This window comes from Paraburkholderia terricola, from assembly GCF_003330825.1.
Taxonomy (GTDB): Bacteria; Pseudomonadota; Gammaproteobacteria; order Burkholderiales; family Burkholderiaceae; genus Paraburkholderia; species Paraburkholderia terricola.
The window spans coordinates 1,165,546-1,183,641 of record NZ_CP024942.1; the positions used below are offsets into that span (position 1 = coordinate 1,165,546).

15 protein-coding genes are annotated in these 18,096 nt (G+C 63.7%); 12 read left to right on the forward strand and 3 right to left on the reverse strand.

Translation table 11 applies throughout. The annotated features are described in order from the left end of the window. The first annotated feature begins 38 nt into the window (after positions 1–38). Genes CUJ90_RS23830 through CUJ90_RS23840 form a run of 3 tightly spaced genes read left to right on the forward strand, consistent with a single transcriptional unit; the run spans position 39 to position 1,704 of the window. Complete coding sequence (locus CUJ90_RS23830; protein WP_073429627.1) at positions 39–761, forward strand: methyl-accepting chemotaxis protein; 723 nt, start codon at positions 39–41, stop codon at positions 759–761. Between the two features lie 8 nt (positions 762–769). Beyond that, positions 770–1,318: a hypothetical protein gene (locus CUJ90_RS23835; protein ID WP_073429626.1), complete on the forward strand. Its 549-nt coding sequence runs from the start codon at positions 770–772 to the stop codon at positions 1,316–1,318. A gap of 20 nt (positions 1,319–1,338) precedes the next feature. Next, the gene (locus CUJ90_RS23840) at positions 1,339–1,704 is read left to right on the forward strand and encodes a response regulator (protein WP_073429625.1); all 366 of its coding nucleotides are present in this window, start codon (positions 1,339–1,341) and stop codon (positions 1,702–1,704) included. Positions 1,705–2,336: 632 nt separating this feature from the next. Here the strand turns inward: CUJ90_RS23840 and CUJ90_RS23845 are convergent. After that, positions 2,337–3,095: an SDR family oxidoreductase gene (locus CUJ90_RS23845; protein ID WP_073429624.1), complete on the reverse strand. Its 759-nt coding sequence runs from the start codon at positions 3,093–3,095 to the stop codon at positions 2,337–2,339. A gap of 204 nt (positions 3,096–3,299) precedes the next feature. On the opposite strand from CUJ90_RS23845, the gene CUJ90_RS23850 reads away from it, so the two are divergent. The 4 genes from CUJ90_RS23850 (at position 3,300) to CUJ90_RS23865 (ending at position 7,910) form a co-directional block, all read left to right on the forward strand. After that, complete coding sequence (locus tag CUJ90_RS23850) at positions 3,300–4,250, forward strand: LysR family transcriptional regulator (protein WP_073429623.1); 951 nt, start codon at positions 3,300–3,302, stop codon at positions 4,248–4,250. A 105-nt stretch (positions 4,251–4,355) separates the two neighbouring features. Continuing rightward, positions 4,356–5,549, forward strand: coding sequence for a CaiB/BaiF CoA transferase family protein (locus CUJ90_RS23855; RefSeq protein ID WP_073429622.1), 1,194 nt, complete (start codon positions 4,356–4,358; stop codon positions 5,547–5,549). Then, a complete protein-coding gene (locus tag CUJ90_RS23860; protein WP_073429621.1) occupies positions 5,546–6,520 on the forward strand; it encodes a hydroxymethylglutaryl-CoA lyase in 975 nt (324 codons plus the stop codon). The genes CUJ90_RS23855 and CUJ90_RS23860 overlap by 4 nt, the downstream gene beginning before the upstream one ends. Positions 6,521–6,578: 58 nt before the next feature. Then, on the forward strand, positions 6,579–7,910 hold the full coding sequence (locus CUJ90_RS23865; protein ID WP_073429620.1) for an MFS transporter: 1,332 nt from the start codon (positions 6,579–6,581) through the stop codon (positions 7,908–7,910). A 453-nt stretch (positions 7,911–8,363) separates the two neighbouring features. Here the strand turns inward: CUJ90_RS23865 and CUJ90_RS23870 are convergent, their stop codons facing one another. Beyond that, a complete protein-coding gene (locus tag CUJ90_RS23870) occupies positions 8,364–9,089 on the reverse strand; it encodes a GntR family transcriptional regulator (RefSeq protein WP_083081850.1) in 726 nt (241 codons plus the stop codon). A gap of 162 nt (positions 9,090–9,251) precedes the next feature. On the opposite strand from CUJ90_RS23870, the gene CUJ90_RS23875 reads away from it, so the two are divergent. The 4 genes from CUJ90_RS23875 to CUJ90_RS23890 all read left to right on the forward strand — a co-directional run bounded on the left by CUJ90_RS23875 (position 9,252) and on the right by CUJ90_RS23890 (position 15,851). After that, a complete protein-coding gene (locus CUJ90_RS23875) occupies positions 9,252–10,472 on the forward strand; it encodes a pyridoxal-phosphate-dependent aminotransferase family protein (protein ID WP_083081849.1) in 1,221 nt (406 codons plus the stop codon). Positions 10,473–10,723: 251 nt separating this feature from the next. Beyond that, positions 10,724–12,010: an MFS transporter gene (locus tag CUJ90_RS23880; protein ID WP_083081847.1), complete on the forward strand. Its 1,287-nt coding sequence runs from the start codon at positions 10,724–10,726 to the stop codon at positions 12,008–12,010. Between the two features lie 35 nt (positions 12,011–12,045). After that, positions 12,046–12,795 (forward strand): 2-keto-4-pentenoate hydratase, encoded by a 750-nt coding sequence (locus CUJ90_RS23885; protein ID WP_083081845.1) that lies wholly within the window; start codon positions 12,046–12,048, stop codon positions 12,793–12,795. 23 nt (positions 12,796–12,818) lie between these two features. Continuing rightward, positions 12,819–15,851: an FAD-binding and (Fe-S)-binding domain-containing protein gene (locus CUJ90_RS23890; RefSeq protein WP_114164065.1), complete on the forward strand. Its 3,033-nt coding sequence runs from the start codon at positions 12,819–12,821 to the stop codon at positions 15,849–15,851. Between the two features lie 24 nt (positions 15,852–15,875). On the opposite strand, the gene CUJ90_RS23895 is transcribed toward CUJ90_RS23890, so the two are convergent. Then, the gene (locus tag CUJ90_RS23895; protein WP_114164066.1) at positions 15,876–16,751 is read right to left on the reverse strand and encodes a helix-turn-helix domain-containing protein; all 876 of its coding nucleotides are present in this window, start codon (positions 16,749–16,751) and stop codon (positions 15,876–15,878) included. Positions 16,752–16,949: 198 nt separating this feature from the next. Between CUJ90_RS23895 and CUJ90_RS23900 the strand changes: the two genes are divergently transcribed. After that, positions 16,950–17,849, forward strand: coding sequence for a DMT family transporter (locus tag CUJ90_RS23900; RefSeq protein WP_073429613.1), 900 nt, complete (start codon positions 16,950–16,952; stop codon positions 17,847–17,849). Positions 17,850–18,096: the final 247 nt, after the last annotated feature.

Here is an 18,096-nt window from a genome sequence, read left to right on the forward strand (position 1 = left end):
ATGCGATTGCGTCGCGACGAACTACAAAAGGATGAGCGGTGATTCAACAGTATGTATTGGCGACCGTGGCAGGCAGCGCGGTGACCGCGCTGTTGGCGTTGGCCGCGCACAAGCTGCAATCCGCGCGGCTGATAGCCCGCCTGCGCGCCGAAGCGCAAGCCAGCGCCGATACGCTCAAGGCCGAACAGTCGGACCGCGCCGAAGCGATCCGCGAACCCGAGCAGGCCGCGCAACACCTGGAAGCGTTGGCCGCGCAATTGCGCGACGAGCTTGCGCAGCAGTCCGCAAGCGCGGACGAACTGCGCGCGGCGCTGAAAGCCGCCACCGACGATAAGGACCAGTGGGCCGGTCAGGCGCAACGGATCGCGGGCGAAGCGGCGCGACTGAAGCATCTCGGCGCGACGTTCGAGCGCTGGCACGAACAGATGATCTCGCTGATGACGCAGAACCACGACATGCACGCGAAGAACCAGGAGCTGTCGTCGATCGTTCGGCATGTGGTGATCGTGTCGCTGAACGCGTCGATCGAAGCCGCGCGCGCGGGGCCGGCCGGCCGTGGCTTCGCGGTGGTGGCGAGTGAGGTGCGGGCGCTGGCTGCACGCTCCGAAGAACTTTCAAAGAGCTATCGCGACAGCCTGCATCGCAACGATTTGACCATCACGTCGACGTTTCAGGACATTCAGGCGGGCGGCAAGATGATCGCGGCGTCGCTGGCCAGCGTCGAGTCGCTGGCCAACCGGTTTAGCTCGACCTTGCATTAGGGGCGGATGTGATTACGGCACAAGCCAGGGACAGCTTCGAGCGCATTTTCCGCAAGGCCGCGCAGGCCCGCTTGCCGATCGAGCCGGGCGATACGTGCGAGATCGCGCCGGTCGGCGCCGGCGACGCCACGCGCACGGATGCGATGAAGGGCGCTCAGGTGGTCGTGCTGACCATCTCGTCGATCGTGTTCCGGCTGCTGCTGATCCTGCACTTCGACGAAAACGACGCCACGCGCGGCTATTACCTGAAAGACGACGTCGAGCGGCCTTTCCAGGAAGTCTTTCTGGAAATCTGCAATCTATGTTGTGGCGCGATGAATCAGGAACTGCTGCGCTATTTCCCCGACCTCGGCATGTCCACGCCCTATGTGCTCAGCGCGCACTGCTTGCCGTATCTGCGGGAATTGAACCCGGACTTCGTGTCGGCGTATTCGGTCACGCTCAACGGCTCCATGCAACTCGCCGCGACGATCTGCGTGTGCGCCGATGCGCCGGTCGACTTCGTCGCGGATACGAGTGCGATGGAAGAAACCAGCGGCGAGCTGGAGTTGTTCTAGGTGTAGTCATAGGAAAAAACATGTCGAAAATTCTGGTGGTGGATGATTCGAGCACGGTGCGCGATGAAGTGGCCGGCTTCCTGAAGAAGAACGGTCTGGACGCCGACACGGCGGTGGACGGCAAGGACGGCCTCGCCAAACTCAAGGCGAGCCCCGGCATCAAGCTGGTGATCAGCGACGTCAACATGCCGAACATGGACGGCCTGACGATGGTCGAGAAGATTCGCGGCGAGCTCGCGAACAAGACCGTCAACGTCATCATGCTGACTACCGAAAGCAGCCCGGCGATGAAAGAGCGCGGCAAGGCGGCCGGTGTGAAAGGCTGGATCGTGAAGCCGTTCAAGGGCGATGCGGTGTTGGAAACGTTCCGCAAACTGGCGAGCTAAACGCCGCTGGCGCGGCGACGCGGCGCAAAGGTGAGAGTTTTCGGGAGCCGTGCGCCGAGGGGTCTGCAACACGCGGTTCCCGGTGACGATAGCCGCTAAAACACGCTGATTGCGTGGATAAACCGGCTCACGCGATCGTCATGGCCGGCCTTTGTATTGCGTCCGCTCGCTCAAAGGTGAGGATATTCGGGACCTGCGAGTGATCGGCCAATCCGTGAGCCGCGCGCGCCATTCATCCTCACCTTCCAGATGTGAACAGCGCCGGCTGACACATCGTCCGATTCATCGTTCGACGAGCCGCCGCTTACCTGGGGATGCAGATTACTCACGCGGCCTTAAAGGTGAGGGTTTGCGGGAGTGGCCCGTTTGGAACCATCGGTGCCCAGCCCAGCATGCCTTTGCGGCCTGCCACCAAGTTCGAAAGGTGAGGGTTTTCGGGAGCGGTCCGATGCGTGGCTTGCGTCGGACCCCAATCGCCGCGTGCCAAAGGTGAGGGTTTTCGGGAGCACGTTCGGCGATCGGTTTCGAACTTCGGAAGCCGCCAGGCGCGACGCGAATAGTGCGCCCGGCGTGTTTGGTTGTCGGCATGTCAGCCGGAAGGTGAGGATTTTCGGGAGCGCTGCTTGCGCTCTTCAAGCCTGCTTCGCGAGCTCGCGAATGTCGGCCACCGGCGTTTGCCCGAATGCATCGCTGAATGCGTAATCGAGCAATTGCATCGCGCATTGCTCGGGCGTCGACAGTTGACCGTTGCGCTTGAGGTCTTCGAATTTTTCGCGCATGGGGAACTGCTCGGTGCCGCTATCGCGAATCTGCGCCTGCATGTTCGTATCGATCACACCCGGCGCGAGACTGCAAATACGCAGCGCGCGATTCCTGTCGAGTGCAACAGCGCGCGCGTGGTGATCGAGCGCGGCCTTGGTCGCGCAGTAGATGCTCCAGCCGGCATACGCGTTGCGGGCCGCGCCGCTGGAGATATGCACGATGCGCCGATCATTCGCGTCGACGCTCGCCGCGGCCAGCGCGCTCGCGAGGATCAGCGGCGTAGCCACGTTCAGGCTCACCGCGCTTGCGATGACCGCTGCGTCCTGCCCTTCGAGCGGACCGATCGGCTGCACCATGCCCGCGTTGTTGATCAGCAAGATGGATTGCGCGCCGCTCACGAATGCACGTAGCGCATCGGTTGCGACCCATTGCGCGACGCGGACCGGGTCGGCCAGTTCCAGTTCGATTTCCTCGAGTTGTGCCGGAAAGCGCGCCTTGAGTGCCGCGTGACGCGAGCGCGACAGGCCCAGTACCGTGACATCGCGCGCGAGCAGTTGTTCGGCAAGCGCCGCGCCCAGACCACGCGTGTGGCCGGTGACAATCGCGCGAATCGGAAAAGAGGCAGTCATGGCGTTCCTTGTGATCGATGGCATGAGGAGCCTGTGATTTTCTCATGCAACATCGGGATGCGTGCGGCGGCGCTGCGCATCGATCCGCGCGTTCATGCGGCATTCATTGAGAGCGGAAGCGCTCGCGATACTGCATTGGCGTTACCCCGCGGCGTTACCCCGATGTCAAAATAGACGGATCGCACAACCGCCCGGCGCTTCGCCATGGTCATCAAAAACCTTCTACGAAAGCTCGACCTCACCACGCTGCAACTCTTCCTTGCCGTCTATGAGGAAGGCACGCTCACGCGTGCCGCCGAGCGCGAAGCGATTGCCGTCTCCGCCGCGAGCAAGCGCCTGCTCGAGCTCGAACAGGCCGTGGGCGCCACATTGTTCAAGCGCAACGCGCGCGGCATGACGCTCACGCCGGCCGGCGAAACGCTGCTGCATCATGCGCGCCGCGTCATGCGCGACATCGAAAATATCGGCATCGAACTGGCCGGCCATGCGAGCGGCGTGCGAGGCTATGTGCGGATGATGGCCAATCTGTCGGCGATCGTCGAATTTCTGCCCGAGGACTTGCGCGCGTTCCAGTTGCAGCACGAGCGCGTCAAGCTCGACCTCGAAGAGCGGCCGAGCGGCGGCGTCCTCGAAGCGGTCGACGACAGCCTCGCGGACCTCGGCATCTGTTCCGGCGACGCCGACACGCGCGATCTGCACGTCGTGCACTATCGGCGCGATTCGCTGGTGCTCGTGACGCGCGACGACCATCCGCTGGCCGCGCGCGCCAGCGTCGCGTTCGCCGAAACGCTGGACGGCGATCACGTCGGCCTGCACGCGGCCAGTTCGATCAATGCCCGCACTCACATGGCCGCGCGCCAGGCCGGCAAGCCGTTGCGGCTACGTATCCACGTGCCGGGTTTCGACGCGGTCTGCCGGATGGTGCAGGCCGGCATGGGCGTCGGCGTGTTGCCGCTGAAGGTGTATCAACTGATGGGGCGTTCGCTAGGACTGGTCGGGGTGCCGCTCGAGGACGACTGGTCCGAACGCAGCCTCGTGCTGGTGGTGCGCGACGTCGAGGCGCTTTCGCCGGTGAGCCGCCTGCTGTTCGAGCATCTGCGCTCGATCGAAGCCTCGGAAGCCACTGAAGCCCCACCCGCCGACGCTGCAAGCTGAGCGTTCGCCGTTCGCGAACGGTCGTTGGCGAATTGCGGTTGGACGCCGCCGCGGCGTCGCTTCTAAGCTGTCTCTCAACACGAAATCAGCTTGGGAGACAGCACAATGGGTGGACCCCTCCAGGGTATCCGCGTTGTCGAGATCGGAACCCTCATCGCCGCGCCGTTTGCCGCGCGTCTCATGGCCGAGTTCGGCGCCGACGTCATCAAGATCGAAGCCCCGCAAACCGGCGACCCCCTTCGCAAATGGCGCAAGCTGCACGAGGGCACCTCGCTCTGGTGGTATCTGCAGTCGCGCAACAAGAAGTCCGTGTGCGTGAACCTGAAGTCGGCCGACGGCGTCGATATCGTCAAACGGCTCGCCGCCGATGCCGACGTCGTGATCGAAAACCTGCGCCCCGGCGCGCTCGAAAAGCTCGGCCTCGGCTGGGACGTGCTGCACGCGATCAACCCGAAACTGACGATGGTCCGCATCTCCGGCTACGGCCAGTCCGGCCCGTATCGCGACCGGCCGGGCTTCGGCGCGATCGGCGAAGCGATGGGCGGCATCCGCTATACGACCGGCGAAATGGATGGCGCGCCGGCGCGCGTCGGCGTGAGTCTCGGTGATTCGCTCGCGTCGCTGCATGGCGTGATCGGCGCGTTGATGTCGCTGCTGCGCGTGAAGACAGGGCAGGGCGAAGGCCAGGTGGTGGACGTCTCGCTCGTCGAAAGCGTGTTCAATCTGATGGAAAGCCTCGTGCCCGAATACGATCTGCTCGGTCACGTGCGGGAACGCAGCGGCGGCGCATTGCCGGGCATCGCGCCGTCGAACACGTATCGCACGGAAGACGAGGGCTTCGTCGTGATCGCCGGCAACAGCGATCCGATTTTCAAACGCCTGATGCATGTGATCGGCCGCGCCGATCTCGCCGACGATCCCGCACTGGCGCATAACGACGGCCGCGCGAAGCAATGCGCGATGCTCGATCAGGCGATCACCGCATGGACCTCGCACCACGCCACCGACGACGTGCTGGCCGCGCTCGAACGCGCGGAAGTGCCGGCGGGGCGCATCTACTCGGTGGCCGACATCGTGGCCGACCCGCATTACCAGGCGCGCGACATGTTGTTGCAAGCGCAATTGCCCGGTGGCGCATCCGTGAAGATGCCGGGCATCGTGCCAAAGCTCTCGGACACACCCGGCGAAGTGCGCTGGTCGGGCCCGGCGCTCGGCGAACATACCGGCAGCGTGCTGAGCGAACTGGGTTTCGCCAGCGATGACATCGAGCGGCTGCGCCGCGAAGGAGCCGTGCAATGAACGACGCAAGCCATGCAATGAGCCATGCAATGAGCGCCCCGCATTTCGACAAGCTGATCGTGCAGGAAGTGGCGCCGCGCGACGGCTTGCAAATCGAGCCCACCTGGGTCGACACCGCCGACAAGATCGCACTGATCAACGCGCTTTCCACCGCGGGCTTCACGCGTATCGAGGCGGGCTCGTTCGTCTCGCCGAAAGCGATTCCCGCTTTGCGCGACGGCGAGGCCGTGTTCCAGCAGATCGGGCGGCATCCGGGCGTGATCTATGTCGCGCTGGTGCCGAACCTGAAGGGCGCGGAACGCGCGCTCGCATCGCGCGCCGACGAACTCAACCTCGTGATGTCGGCGAGCCAGGCGCACAACCGCGCGAACATGCGGATGAGCTGCGAGTCGTCGCTGATTGCGTTCGGCGATATCGTGCGGCACGTTCAGGGTTCCGGCGTGCTGCTGAACGCAACGGTGGCGACCGCGTTCGGCTGTCCGTTCGAAGGCAGGATCGACGAAGACCGGGTGATCGGCATTGTCGATGCCTATCGCGAGATGGGCATCGAGAGCGTCACGCTGGCCGATACGACCGGCATGGCGAACCCGCGCCAGGTGGCGCGGCTCGTCGCGCGCGTGCTCGAACGGCTGCCTGCCTCGGCGCTCACGCTGCACTTTCACAACACGCGCGGCCTGGGTCTCGCCAATGTGCTGGCCGCGTATGACGCGGGCGCGCGCCGTTTCGACGCGGCGCTCGGCGGTCTCGGTGGATGTCCGTTCGCGCCGGGCGCGTCGGGCAACATCTGCACGGAAGACCTCGTGAACCTGTGCGATGAAATGGGCATTCCCACGGCGATTGACCTGGAAAAGCTGCTCGTGTTGTCGCGCGCATTGCCTGCCTTGCTCGGCCACGACGTGCCCGGGCAACTGGCGAAGGCCGGCCGCAACCGCGACCTGCATGCAGTGCCCGAATACGTTCTACAGATCTAAACCCCCTAACCGATTACACGACCGGACGGCATCGCCGAATCCGGCATTGGAGACAAACATGAGTGACCTTGGCGCAGTCGCATCCGGCAATCGTGAGCGCAACGCGGACGATGCCGCGGCCATCATCCGCAAAGTCGCGTGGCGGCTCATGCCGCTGATCATGATCTGCTATCTGTTCGCATTCTTCGACCGCATCAACATCAGCTTCGCGAAGTTCCAGTTGCAGAGCGACCTCGGGCTGTCGGACACCGCCTATGGTCTTGGCGCGAGCCTGTTCGTGATCGGCTATGTCCTCTTTGAAGTACCGAGCAACCTGTTTCTCTACAAGGTCGGCGCGCGGCGCTGGATCGCGCGGATCATGATTTCCTGGGGACTGGCGACGGCGGCGATGGTGTTCGTCAGCAACGAATGGCAGTTCTACGGGCTGCGTTTTCTGATCGGCGCAATGGAAGCGGGCTTCGCGCCCGGCGTGCTGTATTACCTGACGCTGTGGTTTCCGCCGAGCTATCGCGGGCGTATTACGTCGATGCTGTTTCTGGCGTCTGCGTTTTCCGGGCTGGTCGGCGCGCCGGCGGCGGGTCTCGTGATCGGCCATATGAACGGCGTGCTGGGCATGCCGGGTTGGCACTGGCTGTTTCTGCTCGGCGGCCTGCCGTGCGTCGTGCTGGGATTCCTGGTGTTGAAGCTGCTGAAGGATCGTATCGACGAAGCGGGCTGGCTGTCGCCGAAAGAGAAGTCTTTTCTGACGGCGCAGATTGCTCAGCAAAGCCGTCATCCCGAGACGGGGCATTCATTGTTGGGCGCGATCAGGACACCGGGATTCCTGACGCTGGGCCTCGTGTACTTTCTGATCCAGGTGGGTTCGTATGGCTTGAATTTCTGGGCGCCGCATCTGATTCGCGTGGCGGGAACCCACAATCCGACTGTGATCGGCCTGCTGACGGCGGTGCCGTATGTGTGCGGCGCGATTTGCATGGTGGTGGTGGGGCGCTTATCCGACGCGAGCGGCGAGCGGCGCAAGTTTGTGTTCGGCTTGCTGGTGATGTCGGCGATCGGGTTCTTTGCCGCGGGCTTCTTCGACAAGCAGACTGCGTTGCTGATCGTCGCGCTGGCCGTGATGGGAGCGGGGGTGGTGGCTTCGATCCCCGCGTTCTGGGCCCTGCCGCCCAAGCTCGTGACGGGCGCCGGCGCGGCCGGCGGAATTGCTTTGATCAATACGCTCGGGCAGTTGGGCGGGATCGTGAGTCCGATCATGGTGGGACGCGTGAGGGATCTGACGGGGAGTACGACGCCGGCTTTGTATGTGATCGGCGCAATGAGCCTGGTTTGCGCGCTGATTGTGTTGTGTGGCTTGCCGGAGTCGCTGCGTCAGAAGGATGCGCGGCATTGAAGCGGCCCTCTGCCTGCTGTTGAGCCGGGGGGCAATAGGCCTGCCGCATCAATCACCTGGCATCGCTGTGCGCAGGTTGTCCACAAGCTTGTTCCCAGTTTGTGTGGACAACTGGAGCCGGGAGCGCGCGCCGGTTGGAGCGGCGGCCTTCCGGCGGGGGCTGGCGTGTTCCGGGGTCGCTAGCGACACGCGATGCCTACTCATGAACCGCAAGGCGATACCGCTGACGCATCAATCACTTGGCTGGCCTATGCGAACGTTGTCCACAGGCTTGCAAACAGAAACGGGGGACAACTTTCGGAGAGCGGCTGGGCCTTACGAAGGTTAGCCCGGTCGGGTCGTCATCGTTCAATTGCGTTTCACTTGAGCGCTGCGCGCTCCGACTGTACCAAGGCCGGCCCGTACCCGATTACTTTTATGCAGGATCGGTCAGGCCGTCCAGTTACTCCCAATCTAGGCCTTCAACCCGCCCCCCGCCACCTCTTCCTGCGACTGCACCTGCAAAACCGCATCCCGCTTGTCGAGCAAATGCTGCCGAAGAATCGCGCTCAACTTCTTGCCATCTCGCGCCTCTAGCGCCTTCAACATCTCGTCGTGATCGTGAATCGCGCGATCCCACTTGGGAATCTGGAAATTCGACCGGAACCTCAGCGCCTGCAAGCGCCGATTCACCGCGATATACGTTTGCCGCAACGCCGAATTCCTGGCCGCTTCATTGATCTTGTCGTGAATCGCCTGATTGCGGCTGTAATACCCCGGCAGATCGTTCTGCGTGCGGCAGGCGAGCATCGCATAGTGCAGCGCCTTGATCTCGGCCAGCTCCGCCGCCGTCATCCGCTCGGCCGCCAGCTCGCCGGAAAACGCTTCGAGTCCGCTCATCAATTCGAAGGTCTCGCGCAACTCCGCTTCCGACATCTTCGACACCGAGGCGCCCCGGTTCGGCGAAATCTCGATCAGCCCTTCGGCGGCCAGCACCTTCAGCGCCTCACGCAGCGGCGTGCGTGAAATCCCGAGCGTTTCGCACAGTTCGCGCTCGTTCAGTTTCTTGCCCGGCTCGAGTACGCCTTCGACGATAAAGCGCCGAATATGCTCCACCACCGTGTCGTGCAGGCGTTGCCGCTCGACCTTCGGCATGAGCTGCGAAGCCCTCACGCCGGCATCAAAATCCGAATTTTGCATACAAAAATCCTCAACATCGCACTGCATGCAATTTTATCGGAAGCCCGCGGAATAGGTAAGCACGCGGGTAAACACCGGTGCCGGCAGGCGAATTTCGCCTTGGGATTGTCAAAGTTTGTCTGATATAGTTTTTTGAATGCAAAATTCAATCGGGGAATCCCAATGCTCAAGCTAGACTTTCATCCCGCTGGCCGCCACTTCCTGCAAATTCCGGGGCCGAGCCCGGTGCCGGACCGCATCCTCCGCGCGATGAGCTATCCCACCATCGACCACCGCGGCCCGGAGTTCGGCGAACTCGGCCTGAAAGTGCTCGAAGGCATCAAGAAAATCTTCAAGACGCAGCAACCGGTGGTGATCTACCCGGCTTCGGGCACGGGCGCATGGGAAGCGGCGCTGTCCAACACGCTGAGCCCCGGCGATCACGTATTGATGTTCGAAACCGGCCACTTCGCCACGCTGTGGAAAAAGATGGCGGAAAGCCTTGGCCTCAAGCCTGAATTCCTCGGCCTGCCGGGCATTGAAGGCTGGCGGCGCGGAGTGCAGCCGCAGATGATCGAGGAACGCCTGCGCGCCGACACCCAACACGCAATCAAGGCGGTGTGCGTCGTCCACAACGAAACCTCCACGGGCGTCACCTCCGACATCGCCGCCGTGCGTCGCGCAATCGACGCCGCCGGTCACCCGGCGCTGTTCCTCGTCGACACGATCTCGGGTCTCGCCTGCGCCGACTATCGCCACGACGAATGGGGCGTGGACGTCACGGTGTCGGGCTCGCAAAAAGGTTTGATGCTGCCGCCCGGCATCAGCTTCAACGCGATTTCGCCGAAAGCCCTTGCCGCCGGCAAGCAGGCGAAACTGCCGCGCAGCTTCTGGGACTGGACGGAAATCGTCGAGATGAACGAGACCGGCTACTGGCCGTACACGCCGAACACGAACCTGCTTTACGGGCTCTACGAAGCGCTCGACATGATTCTCGGCGAAGGGCTCGACAATGTGTTCGCCCGTCACGAGCGTCTCGCCGAAGCGACCCGCCGCGCGGTGCGCGCGTGGGGTCTGGAAATCCAATGCGCCGACCCGGCCGTGTACAGCCCGGTGCTCACCGGCGTGATGATGCCCGACGGCGTCGATGCGGACAGCGTGCGCAAGCTCATCTACGAACGCTTCGACATGTCGCTCGGCACGGGGCTCGGCAAGATGAAAGGCCGCATGTTCCGCATCGGTCATCTGGGCGATTGCAACGACCTGACGCTGCTCGCCACGCTGGCCGGTTGCGAAATGGGTCTGCGGCTCGCGGGCGTATCGCTCAAGGAAAGCGGTTTGCCTGCCGCTATGGAGTGGTTGCGCGAGCCGACGCATGCGTCGGGTCTGAAAGCCGCGGCCTGAACACGACACGCATCGACGCTCGAAAAAGCAACCAGCGACAGCGTTAGGCAACAAGCAGCAGACAAACAAACAGCAGGCAGCAAGCGATTCGCAGCAAGGGAAGGCGGGGGCACTTCCCTCACGAAAGCCGCGCATAGAACGCGGCTTGAAATAACAAACATGCGATGTGCCCGCGGCGCGTGCCGTCGATGGGCGAGGACGCAGCGCGCCATTCCGGGCGCGCCGTCGACAGACTGCAACGGAGAGAGACGATGAAGCGGTTTCGTGTGACCAGTGCGACCAGTATCGTTCTAGTGATGCTATGCATCATGTACTTCATCACCTACCTCGACCGCGTCAACGTCAGTACCGCGGCCGCGGGTTTCGGCAAGGAATTCCATCTCTCGCATACGGAAGTGGGCCTGGTGTTCTCGGCGTTCGCGTATCCGTATCTGCTGTTTCAGATCATCGGCGGCTGGGTGAGCGACCGCTTCGGCGCGAGGCGCACGCTGCTTTTTTGCGGCGCGGTGTGGGGCGTTGCAACCTTGCTGACCGGTTTCGCCGGCGGCCTGATCTCGTTGCTGGCCGCGCGCGTGTTGCTCGGCTTCGGCGAGGGCGCCACGTTTCCCGCCGCCACGTCCGCGATGGCGCGCTGGGTCGCGAAGGAGAAGCGCGGCTTCGCGCAGGGCATCACCCACGCGGCGTCGCGTATCGGCAACGCGGTTGCGCCGGGCCTGATCGTGCTCGTGATGGCGACGTGGGGCTGGCGCGAGTCGTTCTATATCTGCGGCATCTTCAGCTTGCTGTGGGTCGTCGTGTGGGCCTTCACCTTCACCGAACATCCGAAAGATCATCCGCGTATCACGAGCGAGGAACTCGCGGTGTTGCCGACGCCGAAGCCCAAAGCGGCCGGCGTGCCGTGGGGAAAACTGTTTCGCCGCATGGCGCCGGTCACGGTCGTCTACTTCTGCTATGGCTGGACCCTGTGGCTGTTCCTGAGCTGGATTCCGCAGTACTTCCTGCACAGCTATCACCTGGATCTGAAGAAGTCGGCGATCTTCGCGTCGGTGGTGTTCCTCGCCGGCGTGATCGGCGACACGCTCGGCGGCATCGTGACCGACTGGATCTTCACGCGCACCGGCAGCCTGAAGCGCGCGCGTAGCTGGATGGTGTCGGTCTGCATGCTGTTCTGCCTGCTCTCGCTCATTCCGCTGATGTTCACGCACAGCGTGTATCTGTCGATGGCGTGCCTCGCATCCGGCTTCTTCTTCGCCGAAATGACGATCGGCCCGATGTGGGCGATCCCGATGGACATCGCACCGGAATGCTCCGGCACCGCGAGCGGCATGATGAATACCGGCTCGGCCCTGGCCGCGATCATCTCGCCTGTGGTCGGCGGTTTCCTGATCGACTATTCCGGCAGCTGGGAATTGCCGTTCGTCGGCAGCATGCTGTTGATGGCGATCGGCGTGGTGCTCGCGTTCCGCATGCAGCCGGAAAGCCGGTTCGCGCTCGGCGCGGCGGACACGACACATGCGACCACGAGCGTAGGTGTGTAAGCGCCATGCGTGGTTTTACTCTCGCCCTTAAAGACATGGCCACATCACTGAGCCGGCGTCTCGCCGACGCCCGCCGCGATCATACGACGCTCGACGCGTTGACGCCGGCGCAAATACCCGCCAGCGCCGACGCGGCCTATGCGATCCAGCACGAAATCCTCAACGTGTTCGGCGCGCGCATCGGCGGCTGGAAAATTGGCGCGAAGTCCGACAGCGGACCGGTCCAGGGCGCGCCCTTGCCTCACGTCGATTTGCATGCCGATGGCGCGCGGCTGCGGCGCAAAGCCTTCGCGCCGTTGGGACTCGAACTGGAGATTGCGTTTCGCTTCGGGCGCCGCTTCGATCCTTCGGCCACGCCCTATGGCGAAGCCGAAGTGCGCGCGGGCATCGGCTCGATCGGCGCGACCATCGAAATCGTCGCGAGCCGTTATGCCGCGTGGCCCGACGTCGACAAGCTCGCGCAACTCGCGGACTTGCAGAACCACGGCGCGCTGATCGTCGGCGAATTCACGCCGTATCGCGAGGACTTTCCGTTCGTCGCGCCGTCGCTGCGTTTCAGTTTCGACGGGCACGACGTGCTGGAAATGGCGCCCGCCAATCCGGCCGGCGATCCGCGGCGCTTGCTGACATGGCTCGTCAATCACGCCACCTCGCGCGGCATTGCGGTGACGCCGGAGATGATCGTCACGACCGGTTCCTACACCGGCATGTTCTTTCCGCGCAGCGCGGGCACCGCGAGCGGGCGCATCGAAGGGCTTGCGCCCGTCAGCGTCACGCTGTACTAGCCGGTTTTCGATAGGCCGACGATATGACGAATCCCACTTCCGCCTTGCTCGTCAAGCCGATCCATCTGGTTCCCAGCGCCGCGCGTCCGTCGAGTCCGCTCGCGCAACATCTGCGCAAATCGTTGCGCGGCGACGTGCTGTTCGATGCGGCGAGCCGCGGTCGCTACGCTACCGATGCGTCGATCTATCAGATCACGCCGATCGGCGTGGTCGTGCCGCGCGATCAGGACGATCTGCGCATCGCGCTCGACATTGCCCGCAGCGAGAAAGTGCCGCTGCTCGCGCGCGGCGCGGGCACGAGCCAATGCGGTCAGACGGTCGGCGAAGCGCTGGTGATCGACACGAGCAAGTGGCTGAACAGCGTCGTCGCGTTCGATGCGGAGGCGCGCACGGTGACGGTCGAACCCGGCGTCGTGCTGGATCATCTGAACGCATGGCTCAAGCCGCACGGTCTATGGTTTCCGGTCGACGTCTCGACGGCCGCGCAATGCACGATCGGCGGCATGGCCGGCAACAACTCGTGCGGCTCGCGTTCGATCGAATACGGCAACATGGTGCACAACGTCGAGGCGATCGACGCGATTCTCGCCGACGGCGGCGAAGCGCGTTTCGCCTCGTTGCGCGAGCCGCCGCAAAGCGCGCGTTTGCAGCAGATACTCGCCGGCGTGACGCAGATCGCGCAACGCGAGCGCGATGAAATCGTCGCGCGCGTGCCGAAGGTTTTGCGCCGCGTGGCGGGCTACAACATCGACCTGTTCGATTGCCAGAATCCGCGCGCCTATACCGATGACGGCTTCGCGAATCTCGCGCATCTGCTGGTCGGCTCGGAAGGCACGCTCGCGTTCAGCCGGCAACTGACGCTCAAGCTCGCGCCGCTGCCCGCGCATAAAACGCTCGGCGTGGTCAACTTTCCGACCTTCTGGCAGGCGATGGATCTGACGCAGCACATCGTCAGGCTGAAACCCGTCGCAGTGGAACTGGTCGATCGCACGATGATCGATCTGGCGATGAGCAATCCGGCGTTTCGTCCGGTGATCGAAAAGGCGCTGGTCGGTCAGCCGCAAGCGATTCTTCTGGTGGAGTTCGCAGGCGAGGAGCGCGACGCGCAACTCGCGTCGCTCAAGCAGCTCGGCGAATTGATGGCCGATCTCGGCTTGCCCGATTCGGTCGTCGAGATGCCGGATGCGAACGAACAGAAAGCGTTGTGGGAAGTCCGCAAGGCCGGGCTGAACATCATGATGAGCATGAAGGGCGACGGCAAGCCGGTCTCCTTCATCGAAGATTGCGCCGTGCCGCCCGAACATCTGGCCGAATACACGAGCCGTCTGACCGAAGTGTTCCACCGCAACGGCACCGAAGGCACGTGGTACGCCCATGCGAGCGTCGGCACGCTGCACGTGCGGCCGATTCTCGACATGCGGCGCGACGGCGCGGTGAAGATGCGGGCGATCGCCGAGGAAGCGGCGGCACTGGTGCGTGAATACAAGGGCGCGTTTTCGGGCGAACACGGCGACGGCCTGTGCCGCGGCGAATGGGTCGCGTGGCAATACGGGCCGCGCCTGAACCAGGCGTTCGGCGAGATCAAGGCGCTGTTCGATCCCGACAACCGCTTCAATCCCGACAAGATGGTGCGTCCGCCGAAAATGGACGACGCGCGCAATTTTCGTTTCGCGCCCGGTTACGAGGCTCGGAAGATCGACACGGCGCTCGACTGGTCCGCATGGAACGTCGAGCGCGATCCGCTGACCGGGCAGGAGACGGCGCCGGGCAGCGGCAACGATCTGTCCGGCGGACTCGCGAAAGCCGTGGAGATGTGCAACAACAACGGCCATTGCCGCAAATTCGACGCGGGCACGATGTGCCCGAGCTATCGCGTGACGAAGGACGAGCAGCACGTCACGCGCGGACGCGCGAATACCTTGCGCCTCGCGATCTCGGGTCAACTGGGCGAGGCGGGCCTTGCCAGCGACGACGTGAAGGACACGCTCGATCTATGCGTGTCGTGCAAGGGCTGCAAGCGCGATTGCCCGACCGGCATCGACATGGCGAAGTTCAAGATCGAGGCGCGGGCGGCGCGCGTGAAGCGGCATGGTCTGCGTCTGCGTGACAGGCTGGTCGCCTTCATGCCGCGCTACGCGGCAACGGCGAGCCGCCTGCCGGGCTTGATGGCCCTGGCCGATAACGTGCCGGTGTTGTCGGCGTGGTTCAAGCGGACCGTGGGCTTCGCGCCGGAACGGCGCTTGCCGCGGTTCAGGAAGTCGTTTTTATCCGGCATGGCAACAACGGCTGCGGCTGCGAAGCCTGCTAAAACCGGTGCGCTGAAAGAAGTGCTGTTGTTCGTCGATACGTTCAACAACAACATGGAGCCGGAGAATGCGCGTGCCGCGCAGCAGGTGCTGGAGGCCGCCGGTTACACCGTGCACTTCAACACGCGCCAGGGCGAGAGGCCGGTATGCTGCGGCCGCACGTTTCTCGCGGCCGGCCTCGTCGACGAAGCGAAGCAGGAAGCGCGGCGCATGCTCGATCTGTTCGGGCCGTTCGTGGAGCGGGGCGTGCCGATCGTCGGTCTGGAGCCTTCCTGTTTGCTGTCGTTGCGCGACGAGTTCCTGCACTACGGCTTCGGCGAGGAGGCACAGCGGCTTTCGAAACAGGCGTTTCTATTCGAAGAGTTTCTGGTGCGCGAGGAAAAGGCCGGACGCTTGCAGCTTGCGCTAAAGCCGTTGGCCAAACAGCAGGCGCTGGTGCATGGTCATTGCCATCAGAAGGCTTTCGACGTGTTCACGCCCGTGCAAACCGTGCTGAAGTGGATTCCCGGGTTGACGGTGTCGACGGTCGAATCGTCGTGCTGCGGCATGGCCGGTAGTTTCGGCTACGAGGCCGAGCATTACGCGAGCTCGCAAGCCATGGCGGAATTGTCGCTGCTGCCGGCGGTGCGCAAGATCGACAGCAACACGGTGATGGTGGCCGACGGCACGAGCTGCCGGCATCAGATTCACGACGGCGCGGGCGTCGACGCGATCCACGTGGCGCGCGTGCTGGCAATGGCGTTGCAGTAAAGCCTGGCGCGCCAGCCCACGCGGTTAAACGCCGACCGCCTGCCGAAACGCGGTCGGCGCGACGCCGACGCTTTCGCGAAAACGGTGGCTGAAATGGCTGGCGTTCGCATAGCCGCATTGCTCCGCGATTTGCGCGAGCGGCAGTGCGGTGGTGCGCAACAGCGTGCGGGCGCGTTCGAGCCGCTGCTGCGCGATCCACGCAGCGGGCGGCAGCCCGAACGACGTGCGGAACATGCGCGCAAGATGAAACTCCGACAACGCCGCGACGCCGGCGAGTTCGCCAAGTGTGAGCGTTTGCGCAAGATGGCTGTCGATGTAGTCGCGCAAGCGCCGGCGTGTCGCGACCGACAGGCCGCCCTTGAGTACCGCGTCGGTGCGGCGCACGCCTTGCGCACGCAACAGCAGACTCAGCACCTGATGCGCGGTCTCATTCGTGCGCAGCAGGCCGTCCGGGTCCTGCCAGTTCTCATTGGCGAGCGATTGGCACAGGCTCGCGATGCGGGTGTCTTCGAAATAGGTGCGATCGGCGAGCGTGAGTTCGCGCGGCTCGCGGTCGAGTTCCTGAACGGCGCGCTGCGTGAAGTGTTCCGGCAGGAAATACAGGTGCATGAAGTGCATGTGCCCGCGCACCCACCAGCGTGATTCGTGATCGCCGGGCAACGCGCAGAGCCGGGACGGCGCACCGTAGCGTCCGGGCATTTTCTGACGCTCGGTGCGATAGCCGCCGTCCAGGTAGCATGACAGCGTGTGATGGCCGGGCCGCTCATAGGCGGTTTCGGCTTCTTCTATGTCGCGTGTCCAGACGGCAATGGCAAGCCGGTCGCCAAGCCACGCGAAGCGCTCGAGATTCGCGTTGGCGCTGCTCAGCGTGTGACAAACCGACTGAAGGCCGAACGGCATTTCAGTGGAATTCAACACGAGGGCGGGCGGTGTGGGGTCCACGGAACGAGCGAATCTTTCGACGACTGAACAGGCGCCAGTATACGGTGCGTCATTCGCGGCTGCTTGCCGCCGCGAAAAAGTGCGCAATCCTGGACAAGTGCGGCGCGCGGGCCTCCGGCATAGTCGAGTTCCCGTTTTCGCTGCCGTGCGCTTGCCATGAATCTTTCGCTCTATGCCGTCACCGTGCTCATTTGGGGCACCACCTGGATCGCGATCAAGTGGCAATTGGGCGTGGTGCCGCCGCCCGTCTCGATTGCGTGGCGCTTCTGGATCGCGGCACTGGTCCTGTTCGCTTTGCTGCGCATCATGCGCCGGCCGATCATGCCGCCGCGCGCCGCATGGCGATTTCTCGCCGCGCAGGGGCTGGCGCTTTTCTGCGTCAATTTTCTGTGTTTCTACTACGCCGAACAGGTCGTGCCGAGCGGTCTCGTGGCCGTGGTGTTTTCCACCGCGCCGCTGCTGAATTCCATCAACGGCCGGCTTTTCATGGGCCGGCCGTTGCAGCCGTCGGCGATTGCGGGCGCGCTGCTGGGCCTCGTCGGCATCGTGTGTCTGTTCGTCCAGCAGATGGCGGGGCACCTGGGCGACCACGCCGCATGGTTGGGATTGGCGATCGCGTTCCTCGGCACGCTGTGCTTTTCGGCCGGCAATCTGCTGTCGAGCCGCATGCAATCGATGGGCTTGCACCCCTTCGCCACGAATAGCTGGGCGATGCTGATCGGCGCGAGCGTATTGACGGTGGGCAGCCTGCTGGCCGGCTTTTCGTTCGCGGTCGAGCCGTCGGCGCGTTATCTCGGCGCGCTCGCTTATCTGGCGGTGTTCGGCTCGGTGATCGGCTTCACGGCGTACCTGATGCTGGTCGGACGCATCGGCCCGGAACGGGCTGCTTACAGCACGGTGCTGTTTCCGATCGTGGCGCTGGCCGCGTCGACGATATTCGAAGGCTATCAGTGGTCCGGATTGGCGGTGGTCGGGCTGCTGCTGGTCGTGGCCGGCAACCTGGTGGCGTTCGATTTGACGCGGCGAATCTTCGTGCGGCGCGTGAAGGTTTCGTGAGCACGCGGCTCGCCGGCGAGCGTTCAAGGTGAGGGTTTTCGGGGGCCGCGCATGCGGCCGGTCAACCCGTGGATTAACCACTTGGGTAGACGTACCACACTCGCATCCGTATAATCCCTACACCCTAACCGCGACATCGCAGCTAGATAGCCCAAGTTAGAAGGGGTTGAATGCAAGCTGGCAGCATTGCGCATTCATCCCTTCGCCGGTGGAAAGACCGGTATTCAAGAGGGGCCCTCAAGCCCCG